The organism is Kitasatospora atroaurantiaca (assembly GCF_007828955.1).
Classification (GTDB): Bacteria; Actinomycetota; Actinomycetes; order Streptomycetales; family Streptomycetaceae; genus Kitasatospora; species Kitasatospora atroaurantiaca.
Map to the genome: position 1 here is coordinate 6,585,815 of NZ_VIVR01000001.1, position 11,778 is coordinate 6,597,592.

General features: G+C 73.0%; 12 protein-coding genes. 7 read left to right on the forward strand and 5 right to left on the reverse strand.

Going from position 1 to position 11,778, the window contains the following annotated elements; translation table 11 throughout:
• Positions 1-70 precede the first annotated feature (70 nt).
• The 5 genes from FB465_RS29565 (at position 71) to FB465_RS29585 (ending at position 4,805) form a co-directional block, all read left to right on the forward strand.
• Positions 71-1,429 carry an aldehyde dehydrogenase family protein gene (locus tag FB465_RS29565; protein ID WP_145795443.1) on the forward strand — a complete coding sequence of 453 codons (1,359 nt, stop codon included), beginning with the start codon at positions 71-73 and terminating at the stop codon, positions 1,427-1,429.
• Complete coding sequence (locus FB465_RS29570; RefSeq protein ID WP_145795445.1) at positions 1,426-2,448, forward strand: proline racemase family protein; 1,023 nt, start codon at positions 1,426-1,428, stop codon at positions 2,446-2,448. Before FB465_RS29565 ends, FB465_RS29570 begins: the two co-directional genes overlap by 4 nt.
• A complete protein-coding gene (locus FB465_RS29575; protein WP_145795447.1) occupies positions 2,448-3,365 on the forward strand; it encodes an ornithine cyclodeaminase family protein in 918 nt (305 codons plus the stop codon). Before FB465_RS29570 ends, FB465_RS29575 begins: the two co-directional genes overlap by 1 nt.
• A 45-nt stretch (positions 3,366-3,410) precedes the next feature.
• Complete coding sequence (locus FB465_RS29580) at positions 3,411-4,121, forward strand: GntR family transcriptional regulator (RefSeq protein ID WP_145795449.1); 711 nt, start codon at positions 3,411-3,413, stop codon at positions 4,119-4,121.
• A gap of 87 nt (positions 4,122-4,208) precedes the next feature.
• Positions 4,209-4,805: a Uma2 family endonuclease gene (locus tag FB465_RS29585; protein WP_145795451.1), complete on the forward strand. Its 597-nt coding sequence runs from the start codon at positions 4,209-4,211 to the stop codon at positions 4,803-4,805.
• A gap of 1 nt (position 4,806) precedes the next feature.
• Here FB465_RS29585 and FB465_RS29590 read toward each other — a convergent pair whose 3' ends face one another.
• Positions 4,807-5,499: an ABC transporter ATP-binding protein gene (locus FB465_RS29590; RefSeq protein WP_145795453.1), complete on the reverse strand. Its 693-nt coding sequence runs from the start codon at positions 5,497-5,499 to the stop codon at positions 4,807-4,809.
• Positions 5,496-6,566, reverse strand: coding sequence for an ABC transporter permease (locus tag FB465_RS29595; RefSeq protein ID WP_145795455.1), 1,071 nt, complete (start codon positions 6,564-6,566; stop codon positions 5,496-5,498). Before FB465_RS29595 ends, FB465_RS29590 begins: the two co-directional genes overlap by 4 nt.
• A 177-nt stretch (positions 6,567-6,743) precedes the next feature.
• Between FB465_RS29595 and FB465_RS29600 the strand changes: the two genes are divergently transcribed.
• Together FB465_RS29600 and FB465_RS29605 are read left to right on the forward strand one after the other, a co-directional pair.
• On the forward strand, positions 6,744-7,937 hold the full coding sequence (locus tag FB465_RS29600) for a sensor histidine kinase (RefSeq protein ID WP_246192908.1): 1,194 nt from the start codon (positions 6,744-6,746) through the stop codon (positions 7,935-7,937).
• Positions 7,934-8,566: a response regulator gene (locus FB465_RS29605; protein WP_145795457.1), complete on the forward strand. Its 633-nt coding sequence runs from the start codon at positions 7,934-7,936 to the stop codon at positions 8,564-8,566. The genes FB465_RS29600 and FB465_RS29605 overlap by 4 nt, the downstream gene beginning before the upstream one ends.
• Positions 8,567-8,702: 136 nt before the next feature.
• Here FB465_RS29605 and FB465_RS29610 read toward each other — a convergent pair whose 3' ends face one another.
• The 3 genes from FB465_RS29610 to FB465_RS29620 all read right to left on the reverse strand — a co-directional run bounded on the left by FB465_RS29610 (position 8,703) and on the right by FB465_RS29620 (position 11,774).
• Positions 8,703-9,635, reverse strand: coding sequence for a hypothetical protein (locus tag FB465_RS29610; RefSeq protein ID WP_145795459.1), 933 nt, complete (start codon positions 9,633-9,635; stop codon positions 8,703-8,705).
• A 195-nt stretch (positions 9,636-9,830) separates the two neighbouring features.
• Positions 9,831-10,202 carry a MerR family transcriptional regulator gene (locus FB465_RS29615; RefSeq protein ID WP_145795461.1) on the reverse strand — a complete coding sequence of 124 codons (372 nt, stop codon included), beginning with the start codon at positions 10,200-10,202 and terminating at the stop codon, positions 9,831-9,833.
• 105 nt (positions 10,203-10,307) lie between these two features.
• The gene (locus tag FB465_RS29620) at positions 10,308-11,774 is read right to left on the reverse strand and encodes an aminopeptidase P family protein (protein WP_246192910.1); all 1,467 of its coding nucleotides are present in this window, start codon (positions 11,772-11,774) and stop codon (positions 10,308-10,310) included.
• Positions 11,775-11,778: the final 4 nt, after the last annotated feature.

Sequence of the window (11,778 nt, forward strand, 5' to 3'; positions counted from 1 at the left end):
CCTCCGTAGAGCCCTGGTCGCGCAGTTCCCCGCGCCCCTGTGGGTACCCCGATTCCTTGGAGAGTCCCAAGTGACCGTCCGCTCGTACAACCCCGCCGACCCGTCCGACCTGGTGGTCTCCGTCGACGCGCCAGGAGCCTTCGGCACCGCCGCCCTCGTGGAGCGCGCCCGCACCGCCCAGCCTGCCTGGCTGGCCGCCGGCGCGGCCGCCCGCTCCACCGCCCTGACCCGCGCCGCCGAGGCGGTCGAGGCACACGCCGAGGAACTCGCCGCGCTGATCGTCCGTGAGGTGGGCAAGCCGCTCGCCGAGGCCCGCGGCGAGGTGGCGCGTACGGCCGCGATCTGGCGCTACTACGCCCAGGCGCCCTACGCCCCGTCAGGTGCCGCCCACGAGACGGCGGCCGGCGAGGGCCTGCTGCTCACGCGCCGCCGCCCGTACGGGGTGGCCGGGCTGATCACCCCCTGGAACTTCCCGCTGGCCATCCCCACCTGGAAGGCCGCGCCCGCGCTCGCCGTCGGCAACACCGTCGTCCTCAAGCCCGCGCCCGAGGGCACCGCCTGCGCGCTGCGCCTCGCCGAGATCACCGGTCTGCCCGAGGACGTCCTGACCGTCGTCCCGGGCGGCCCGGAGGAGGGCAACGCGCTGGTCTCCGCCGCGGACGTGGTCTCCTTCACCGGGTCCACCGCCGTCGGCCAGGCCGTGATCGCCCGCACCACGGCGCGCGGCGTCCCGGTGCAGGCCGAGATGGGCGGACTCAACGCGGCGCTGGTGCTGCCCGACGCCGACATCGACCAGGCGGCCGGCCACCTCGCCGCCGCCATCGCCGGGTACGCGGGCCAGAAGTGCACGGCCACCAGCAGGGTGATCGCCGTCGGCGCGGCGTACGAGCCGCTCCGCGACGCGCTCGCCAAGGCGCTGGCCGCCATCGACGACAGCGTGTGCGGACCGGTCATCAACGAGCCCGCGCTCACCCGCCTGACCGGTGCGATCGACTCGGCGCGGGCCGCCGGGGCGAGCGTCCTGGCAGGTGGCAACCGGGTCGAGCGGACCGGCTGGTTCATCGAGCCGACCCTGCTGGCGGACGTGCCCGCCTCGGATCCGCTGCTGACCGAGGAGTTCTTCGGTCCGGTCGCGGTCATGCTGCGCGCGGCCGACCTGGACGAGGCGGTGGCGATCGCCAACAGCACCTCCCACAGCCTGGCGACCTCCGTCCACACCCGCGACCTGGACACCGCGCTGGCCGCCGCCGACCGGCTCGACGCCGGCATGATCCGGGTCAACGCCCCGTCCAGCGGCGTCGACTTCCACCTGCCCTTCGGCGGCGCCAAGTCCGCGAGCTACGGCGCCCGCGAGCAGGGCCAGGCCGTGCTCGACTTCTACACCGCCGGCCGTACGGTGACCCTGCTGCCCGCCGGGACGGCGCGGTGATCTCCGTCGAGACCGTCGACTACCACACGGCGGGCGAGCCCTTCCGGATCGTCACCGCCGGTCTGCCGCCCGTCCCGGGCGACACCGTCGCCGAGCGCCGCGCGGTCGCGCTCGGCGCCGGCGGCACCGCCACCGACCCGCGCCCGAGCGCCCTGGACGACATCCGCCGCCTGCTCACCCGCGAGCCGCGCGGCCATGCGGGGATGTACGGCGGTTTCGTGGTGCCACCGGACGACGACGAGGCGCACCTCGGCGTGCTCTTCTGGCACAAGGACGGCTACTCCACCGCCTGCGGCCACGGCACCATCGCGCTCGGTGCCTGGGCGGTGGACTCCGGGCTGGTCGCCGCTCCCCAGGACGGCGTGGCGAGGGTCCGGATCGACGTGCCGTCGGGCCGGGTGACGGCCGCCGTACACCGCAGCGGGGGCCGCACGACGGCCGTGACCTTCCGCAACGTCCCCACCCGGATCGCCGCCCGCAAGCTTCCCGTCGCCACCTCACGCGGCACCGTCGCCGTCGACCTGGTGCACTCGGGAGCCTGCTACGCCTCGGTCCCCGCAGCCTCGCTCGGCCTCGGCGTGGCTGTGGATCAGCTGCCGGAGCTCACCGCCGTCGGCCGCGAGATCCGCGCCGCGCTGGCCGACGAGCCGGCCACTCGCCACCCTTCCGACCCGCGCCTCTCGGGCGTCTACGGCGTGATCCTGTACGAGGAGCTGCCCGACACCCCGTCAGGCCCCGGCCAGCGCAACGTCACCGTCTTCGCGGACGGCCAGATCGACCGCTCGCCCTGCGGCTCCGGCACCTCCGCCCGTCTCGCCCTGCTCGCCGCCGACGGCCGCCTATCGGCGGGTGAGGAACTGCGGCACGAGTCGGTCATCGGTACGGTGTTCACGGGCCGGCTCGCCGGAGGGCATCCGGACGGCCTGATCACCGAGGTCACCGGCACCGCCCACCGCACGGGCGAGCACCGCTTCGTCCTCGACCCGCACGACGCACTGGGGACGGGGTTCCTGCTCTGATGCTCGCTCAGCCCGCTCTCGACCTCACTCCGACGCAGGCCGTCGAGGCGCTGGAACGCGTCCTGCTCGACGGCCTCGACCCGGAGGCCGCTCCACCGCGGACCAGCGTGCCCGTGCCGGCGGGGGAGCTGCTGCTGATGCCGGCGGCGAGCGCCGCGTACGCGGGCGTGAAGATCGCCGGGGTGGCGCCCGCCAATCCCGGACGCGGCCTCGCCCGGATCACCGGCAGCTACCTGCTGCTCGACGGGCCCACCCTGAGGCCGCTCGCCCTGCTGGACGGCGCCGCGCTCACCACCCTGCGCACCCCGGCCGTCACGGCTCTCGCGCTGCGGCGGCTGGCGGTGCCGGAGGCCGGGCACCTGGTGCTGTTCGGCGCGGGCCCGCAGGCGTACGGACACCTGGACGCGCTGCGTGCCGTGCTCCCGTTGACCCGGCTCACCGTGGTGGCGCGCAGTGCCGGGCCTGCCGCCGAGCTGGCCGCGTACGCCACGTCCCACGGGCTCGCCGCCTCCGTCGGCACCCCTGACGCGGTCTCAGGCGCCGACCTCGTGGTCTGCTGCACCACGGCCCGCACCCCGCTGTTCGACGGCCGCCTGGTGCCCGGCCGTGCCGCCGTCGCGGCCGTCGGCTCGCACGAGGCGTCGGCCCGTGAGGTGGACGGTGCGCTGGTCGCGCGGTCGGCCCTGTACGTGGAGGCCCGCGCGGCCGCGCTGCGGGAGGCCGGCGATCTGCTGATCCCCGGTGTTGCGGCCGAACGGCTTGCTAATCTGTCAGAACTGGTCAACGGAACGGCAGTTGTGCCCACCGACCGGCCCAGGTTCTTCAAGAGCGTCGGGATGGCCTGGCAGGATCTCGCGGTGGCGGCGGCTCAGTACGAGCTTCACGCAGCGCGCCGAAATGTTTCACAATCAACGTAACGTGACATTGTACAATGGTGTCCTGCAAACCTCCGGAGGAACACCATGGCGGACCTCAAGCCCCGCGCCCTCATCTCCGTTCAGGAGCGCCTGCGCGACCAGGTCGCCCATGCCCTGCGCGCCGCGCTGATCTCCGGCGAGCTGCGCCCCGGCGTCGTCTACTCCGCCCCGGCGCTGGCCGCTGACTTCGGCGTCTCGGCCACCCCCGTCCGTGAGGCGATGCTGGACCTCGCCCGTGAGGGCCTGGTCGAGGCCGTCCGCAACAAGGGCTTCCGGGTCACCGAACTGACCGAGCGTGACCTCGACGACTTCACCGAGATCCGCGCCCTGATCGAGGTCCCCACCGTCGGCCGGGTCACCAGAACGGCGACCCGCGAGCAGCTGGAGGCGCTGCGCCCCGAGGCGGAGGCCATCGTGGTGGCGGCCCGCAAGCACGACCTGATCGCCTACCTCGAGGCGGACCGCCAGTTCCACCTCGACCTACTCGGCCTGGCCGGCAACGCCCGCCTGGTCGAGGTGGTCGGCGACCTCCGCAAGCGTTCCCGCCTCTACGGCCTCAACCGGCTCGACCAGCGCGGCGAGCTGGTCTCCTCCGCCGAGGAGCACCTGCAGCTGCTCGACCTGATGATCTCCGGAGACGCGGATGCCGCCGAGGAGTGCATGGCCCAGCACCTCGGCCACATCCGCTCCCTCTGGGCCGCCGGCGCGGACGCGGTCGTGGACGAACGGCCGGCCCTGCGCCTCGGGGCGCGGTGACTCGTTCGAGTGAGTGTGACGCGATCGTCGGTGTGTCAAGCGGCGCACTAGCATGATGGTCCCGACATCGGCAGCCAGGAGGAATCCATGTCCGCCGCGGCAGTAGAGCACCCGTTCGAGCAGCCCACGCTGCTCGAAGCCGCTGACATGATCTCCAGTCAGCTGCCAGGGCATCGGGTCGAGATCATCGGGGGCCAGATCGCTGTGACGCCACCTGCCAATGCGTCGCACAGTCGCGCGCTCACCCTCATCATGGCCGCCCTCCTGGCGGCCGGGCTGGACGGTGAGGAATCGCAGGTGCTTCAGGCCGTCGGTCTGTGGCTCCCGGACGGACCGACCGCCTACGCCGTCCCGGATCTGGCAGTGGTTGACGCCGACATCGAGGATCACCTCCTCGAGTACAACTGCTACGACCCGGCAGTGTTCCGTCTGGTGCTCGAGGTCACGTCCTCGACCTACCTCCAGGACCTGAAGGTGAAGCCCGGGGTCTACGCCGGGGCGGGCGTGCCGGTCTACGTGATCGTGGACCGGAGGAACCGCAAGGTCATGGTCCTCACCGAGCCGAGCAATGGCGAGTATCGCGTCCAGGCGATCCACCACCCCGGGCAGTTCTTCACCCTCCCCGCGTCCATCGGCGCTGCGGTGACACTCGACGTCGACAGCATCCTCGGTCCCGAGAAGTAGCTCAGGCCAGCCGGCCGTCGTGCATCGCCAGGACGCGGTCCACCCGGCCGAGGAGGTCGCGGTCGTGGGTGACCATGACCGTGGCCGTCCCGTGGGTGCGGGTGATCTCGGCGAGGAGCTCGACGATCTGGGCGCCCCGTTCGTGGTCGAGGGCCGAGGTCGGCTCGTCCACCAGGAGGACCGAGGGTCGGCCGAAGAGGGCGCGGGCGATGTTCACCCGCTGCCGCTCGCCGCCGGAGAGCTGGTGCGGGCGTCGCCGCTGCTTCGCACCGTCCAGGCCGACCGAGGCCAGCAGCTCCTCGGCCCGCTCACGGGCGGCCCGCGGCTTGCCGCCGCGTACCGACTCCAGGACCAGCAGCTGCTCCACGGCCGTCAGCGAGGCCAGCAGGTTGGACTGCTGGAAGACGATCCCCAGCCGCTCGCGGCGCAGCGCGGTCCTGGCCCCGTCGCTGAGCTCGCCCGCGTCCTGGCCGTCTATCAGCACCTGCCCGCTGTCCGGCCGAAGCAGCGTCGCCGCGACGGCGAGCAGACTGGACTTACCCGACCCGGAAGGCCCGGCGACGGCCGCGAACTCGCCCGGGGCCACCTCCAGGGTCACCCGGTCCAGGGCGGTGAGCCGGCTCTCGCCGTCCGGGTAGGTCAGCGTCACCTCGCGGAGGGCGAGGCCGGTACGGGTCTTGAGGACGGCGGTCATCGGTTGGCTCCCAGCGCGGCCAGCGGGTCGACAGAGGTGATACGGCGGACGGCCAGGGCAGCGCCCACCAGGCCGAGCAGGACCATGACCGTCACCGGCACGGCGACGCTCGCGAAGCTCACGTCGAAGGGCACCGAGGCCGCGGCGAAGATCCCGCCGACCGCCCCGATGGTGCCGCCCAGCAGCGCCCCGCAGAGCAGCACGGCCGCCGCCTGCGCCAGCGCGTCCCGCACCAGGTAGGCGCTGCTCGCGCCGACGGCCTTGAGCACCGCGATGTCGGGCCTGCGCTGGACCGTCCAGACCGTGAAGAAGGCACCGACCACCAGCGCGCTCACCGCGAACAGGAAGCCCTGGATCATCTGCAGGCTGCCCTGCTCCGCCGAGTAGCCGTTGATGCCCGCCAGTGCGTCGGACAGCGACACCGTCCCGGTGCCCTGCGCGGCGTCCACCGCGGCGAGGCTCGCGCCCGAGGTGGTCAGGGCCAGCGCGGTCGGCCGGTTCTGGCCGCTCAGCTGCTCCCAGGTGCCGAGGGTGGTCCACACCGTCGGGGCGTGCGAGTACGAGCGCTCGGCCGTGATGCCGGAGACCGTCAGCGTCTTCGGGCCGACCCTCACCTGCTCGCCCACCGTGAGGTGGTACTCCGCCGCCGTGTCACCGCCCACCGCCACCTGACCGTCCGTCGGCGCGCTGCCCGACTCCAGCGGCGGCAGCAGCCCGGCCGGTGCGCCGACCACGCTGACCGAGGCCGCGGACTCGCTCGCGGTGAGCCGGGTCAGCGAGATGCCCAGCGGCCGGGCGGACCGGACACCCGGCGCGCTCCCGAAGGCGGCCTCCTGGGCGGGCGAGACGGTGCTGTTGCTGAACGACACCGTCGGCGCGGCACCTGCCGGGGCGCCGAAGACGATCCGGTCGGCCGGCAGCTCGGCAATGGTCGAGGAGGCGGCGGAGGCGAGGCCGCCCGTGAGGCCGTACAGGAACACGACCAGTGTGGTTATCAAGGTGACGACCGCGCCCATCAGGGCGAAGCGGCCCTTGGCGAAGCGGATGTCACGCAGTGCGACGAACACGGGGACCTTCCCGGGACATGGGGGTGAGTGCTCCTCCACCTTGTCGGCGCGGGTGTCCGGTTCCATCAGGGAGAGGAACGGGCCTGACCCCCTGCGGGCGGGTGACCGGGGAATCAATCGAACGGTTGATGCCGCGGCCGGCCGGCGCGCCGACCGGACCCCGTACCCTCGGGAGGCGTGAGCCGTACCGAACCGCCCCCGCCAGGACATTCTGCGAACACCCCCGCGCTGCGCCTGATGAACCTCGCCCTGCACGGGCTGTTCTTCACCCTGCTGGGTGTGCTGGTCGCCCGCGGCGTGGTCGACGGCGGCCTCGGGCCCGGCGGGCTGGTCACCGCGGCCGCGCTGGCCGGTGTGTACGCGGCGGGCGGAGTGGTGGAGCGGATCCGTACCACCCGGCTGTGGGCGGGGCTCTGGCTGGCCGCGGTGGTGCTGCTCTGGGTGGGGCTGACGCTGCAGCATCCGGAGTTCTGCTACCTGGCGTTCCCGCTGTACTTCGTCTGCCTGCACCTGATGCCCGTCCGCCTGGCCGTCCCCGCCGTCCTGGGGCTCACCGCGATCGTGGTCGCGGCGCAGGCGGGCACCGACGGCGGTCTCACCACCGCCAAGATCCTCGGCCCGCTGGCCGGCGCGGCCGTCGCCCTGCTCACCGCGTACGGCTACGCGGCGCTGTACCGGGAGAGCCGGGAGCGCCAGCGCCTGATCGACGACCTGGTCCGCACCCGCGACGAACTGGCCGCGACCCAGCGCGAGGCGGGCCGGCTCGCCGAACGGCAGCGCCTGGCACGCGAGATCCACGACACCCTGGCGCAGGGCCTGTCCAGCATCGTGCTGCTCGCCCGCTCCGCCGACGCCGCCCTGCCCGCCGACCCTGCGGCGGCGGCCGAGCGCATCCGCGAGGTCGGGCAGACCGCCTCCGCCAACCTCGCCGAGGCCCGCCGGTTCGTCGAGGCCCTCACCCCGCCGGCCCTGGACGACGCGACCCTCGCCGAGGCGCTGCGCCGCCTCGCCGCCGGCCCCGGTGCCGCCTTCCACCTGGACGGCGAGCCCTACCCGCTGCCGGTCGAGGCGGAGGTGGCCCTGCTGCGCCTGACCCAGGAGGCCCTGGCCAACGCCGTCCGGCACGCCCAGGCCGGGCGCATCGCGGTGACCCTGACCTATCTCGACGACGAGGTGACCCTGGACGTGTTCGACGACGGTGTCGGCTTCGACCCGGCCGCGCCTGCCCCCGGCTCCTTCGGCCTGCACGGCATGCGGGAGCGGATCGCCGCGCTCGGCGGAAGTCTGACCGTGGAGTCGACCCCGGGCGAGGGCACGGCGGTCGCGGTCTCGCTGCCGCTGCGGGTGCTGACCGAGGCGGGTGCGCGGTGATCCGGGTGCTGCTGGTGGACGACCACCCGGTGGTCCGGCGCGGGCTGCGCGCCATGGTGGACGACCTGCCGGAGCTGGAGGCCGTCGGCGAGGCGGCGGACGGCGTGGCGGCCCTGAAGGTGCTGGAGGAGCTCGAACAGCGGCCCGACGTGGTCCTGATGGACCTCCAGATGGGCACCGGTATGCACGGGGTGGAGGCCACCCGGCGGATCACCGCCCTGCCCGACCCGCCGGCCGTGCTGATCCTCACCACCTACTCGACGGATGCCGACATCCTGGCCGCCGTCGAGGCCGGCGCCACCGGCTACCTGCTCAAGGACGCCCCTCCCGAGGACGTCGCCGCCGCCGTGCGGGCCGCCTCACGCGGCGAGACCGTGCTCGCCCCGCCGGTGGCGGCCCGCCTGCTCGGCCGGGTCCGGGCCGGGCGTCCCACCCTGTCGCCGCGCGAGGCCGAGATCCTGCAGCTGCTCGCCGAGGGCCTGGCCAACCGGCAGATCTCCAAGCGGCTCTTCATCAGCGAGGCGACGGTGAAGACCCACCTGGTGCACATCTACGACAAGCTCGGCGTCGACAGCCGAACCGCCGCGATCGCGGCCGGCCTCACCAGCGGCCTGATCAGACCGGCCTGACGGAGCCTCTGGGGGGCAACCGGGTAACCCCAGGGGCGCGGGGAACTGCGCGAGACCGGAAGGCAACCACCTGTGCCCTACCGCTTCGCGCAGTTCCCCGCCCCCCTTGTGGTTGGCCGGTTGCCCACGGCGGAGGTCAGCCGTGCGTCACGCACTTGTTCGCGCTGTTGGACCAGAGCCCCTGCAGGTCGAAGGTGCCGGTGCTCAGCGTGACGTAGGCGTCCAGTTGCACGCACGCGTCACCGATCTCACCGCCGCCGCCGTTCCAGCCGATGCTGGGCCAGAAGTCGGTCACCGTCTCGGCGTACTCGTGGGTCTCGGTGGACTCGATCCCGGAGAGCAGCCGGCCGTCGGTGAAGGTGGTGCAGGCGCCGGCACCGCTGTCCGGGATGTAGGGCAGGTTGGTGTACGCGAGCTTGCCGTACGAGGAGCTGGTCCAGTCGTGCCAGGCACAGAAGCCGGAGTTGGGGAAGCCGTCCGGGTGGGTGCCGGTGGGGGAGACGATCACGTACTGGGCGTTGAGGTTGGGCGTCTGCGTGGTGTTGCCGAAATGGGCGGCGGCGTTGGCCGCCTCTGCGGCGATCTGGGCGGCGGTGGCGTTGGTGGGCGCTGCCGAGGTGTTGTCGAACCAGGCGCCGGCCAGCGGGGACGAGGCCGGGTGGTTGACGTGGATGCCGTTGCTGCCGCAGGTGACGGTGCCCTTGGCGACGCCCTCGCAGTACTGGTCGAGGATCGTGCCCCAGGTGTCCTGGCTGCCGTAGAGGCCCTTGAACATGTTCTGCATGTCGGTGGCGACCCCGGCCGGGTCGGAGGACCACTGTGATCCCCAGAAGACCAGGTACACCTGGGGGTTGGGGGAGACCACGCCCTGGGAGTCGCCGGAGCCCACCTTGAGGGTGTTTCTCGAATGGGCCGCCGGCTGAAGCTGCTTCGCGGCGGGCGCCAGAGGCTTCAGTCCGTGGTGGGCGGGGGCGGGCTGGGCCTGCGCGCCGGAGGCGAGCGAGGTGGTGCCGAACGCGGCCAGGGCAAGCACGGCCGTGGTGTGGGCGATGGCTCTGAGCGGGGACATGCGCATGAGTTCTCCCGAGCGAGGGTTGGGTTGGGGGTGAACTGCGTGCGGGAAAGCGCGAGTTACCCAACCAGCTCGGATCGGTCGGCGTCCATGGGTCGGACTGCCGCTGGCCGAAGATTTTGCTGTGTCTATGCCAAATCTCGGCAGAAACAGTGGAATCTGTCGCTGGTGCAGCAAATATTGGCGACGCCGTCAGTGCAGCGCCGTCCGGTAGAAGCCGATCTTGGCGTGGATGAGCCGCTGTTGCTGCCGTAGGTTGGCGATCTGGGCCTCCACCTGCTCGTTGTGCTCCTCCAGCACGGCCAGCCGCTCGGGATACGTCTCCTCACCCGCCCGGACCAGCTCGGCGAAGCGGAACATCTCCGCTATCGGCATGCCGGTCTCGCGCAGGCAGCGCAGCATGCCGAGCCACTCCAGGTCGTCCTGGGTGAAGCGGCGGTGGCCGCTGCTCGATCGCTCGACGGTGCCGAGGAGCCCGATCCGCTCGTAGTAGCGGAGGGTGTCCAGGCTGAAGCCCGACTCCTCGACGGCCTGAGCCGGGGTCAGGTAGGTGCTCGTGGTCATGGCCCAGATCATGCCGCCTGACCTGGAGTGAACTCCAGACGGCCGATCAGCGGGCCCGCCTCGACGCGGCGGGGTGAGCCGGGAGGGCCGCACCCCGCCGCCGGCTCAGGCGAGCAGTCCGCCCATCCACTCCTCGATGCCCGCCACGGTGCGCGGGAGGGCGCCGGACATCAGCCGGGCGCCGTCGGCGGTGATCACCAGGTCGTCCTCGATCCGGACCCCGATGCCGCGCAGCTCGGCGGGCAGGGTCTCGTCGTCGGGCTGGAGGTAGAGACCGGGCTCGACGGTGAGCACCTGGCCCTCCTCCAGGACGCCGTCGAGGTACGTCTGCGCACGGGCCTTCGCGCAGTCGTGGACGTCCAGCCCGAGCATGTGCCCGCTGCTGCACAGGGTGTAGCGGCGGTAGAGGCCGCTGTCCTCCTGCAGCGCCTCCTCGGCGGAGATCTTCAGGACGCCCCACTCCGCCAGGCCCTCGGCGATCACCCGCATCCCGGCCCGGTGGAAGTCGCGGAAGCTGGCGCCGGGGCGCAGCGCGGCGATGCCCGCGTCCTGGGCGGCCAGCACCAGCTCGTACACCTGGCGCTGGACGGGGGAGAAGGTGCCGCTCAGCGGGAGGGTGCGGGTGATGTCGGCGGTGTACAGGGTGTCGGTCTCCACGCCCGCGTCGAGCAGGAGCAGCTTGGAGGCGTCCAGCGGACCGTCGTTGCGGATCCAGTGCAGCACGCAGGCGTGGGCGCCGGAGGCGACGATGGTGTCGTACCCGGTGCCGTTGCCCTCGGCGCGGGCGCGGAGGTTGAAGGTGCCTTCGAGCCAGCGCTCGCCGCGTCCGTGGCGCAGGGCGGCGGGCAGGGCGCGGACGACGTCCTCGAAGCCGGTGGTGGTGTGGTCGACGGCGAGTTGGAGCTGGGCGACCTCCCATGCGTCCTTGACCAGGCGCAGCTCGGAGAGGACGCCGGCCAGCCGGTCGTCCCGCTCGGTGTCCTGGGCGCTGGGCCGGCCGGTCAAGGCGTCCACGGCCTGGTCAACGCCGGCCAGCACGCGGGTCGGCGGCTGACTGCCCGTCAGCAGCTTGGCCAGGTCGTCCAGGTGGGCGGTGCGGATGCCCGTCAGCTGCTCGGCCTCGGCCAGGTCGGGGCGGCGGCCGACCCAGAACTCGCCGTAGCGGCGGTCCCGGTAGAACTCGGAGCCGTACGGGCTGCCGCCGCCGCGCGGGGAACGCGGGCGCAGGTACAGGACCGTCTCGCCGGTCGGCTCGAAGACCAGCACGTGGCCGACCTGCTCCTCGCCCGTCAGTCCGGTGAGCCAGGCGTACGCGCTGTGCGGGCGGAACCGGTGGTCGCAGTCGTTGGTGCGGACCTTCAGCTGCCCGGCGGGGATGATCAGGCGCTCGCCGGGGAAGGCGGCGGCCAGCCGGGCGCGCCGGGCCGGAGTGACCTGGTACCCGGCGACGCGGTCGCTCGCCGGCAGCGGGGTGGCGGCCCAGGCGGTGCCCATGAAGGCGTCGAGGGCAGGGGAGACGGGCAGGTCGTGACTGCCGGTGTTGAGCGGGCGGGGCTGGGGGTCGGTGGTCACTGCT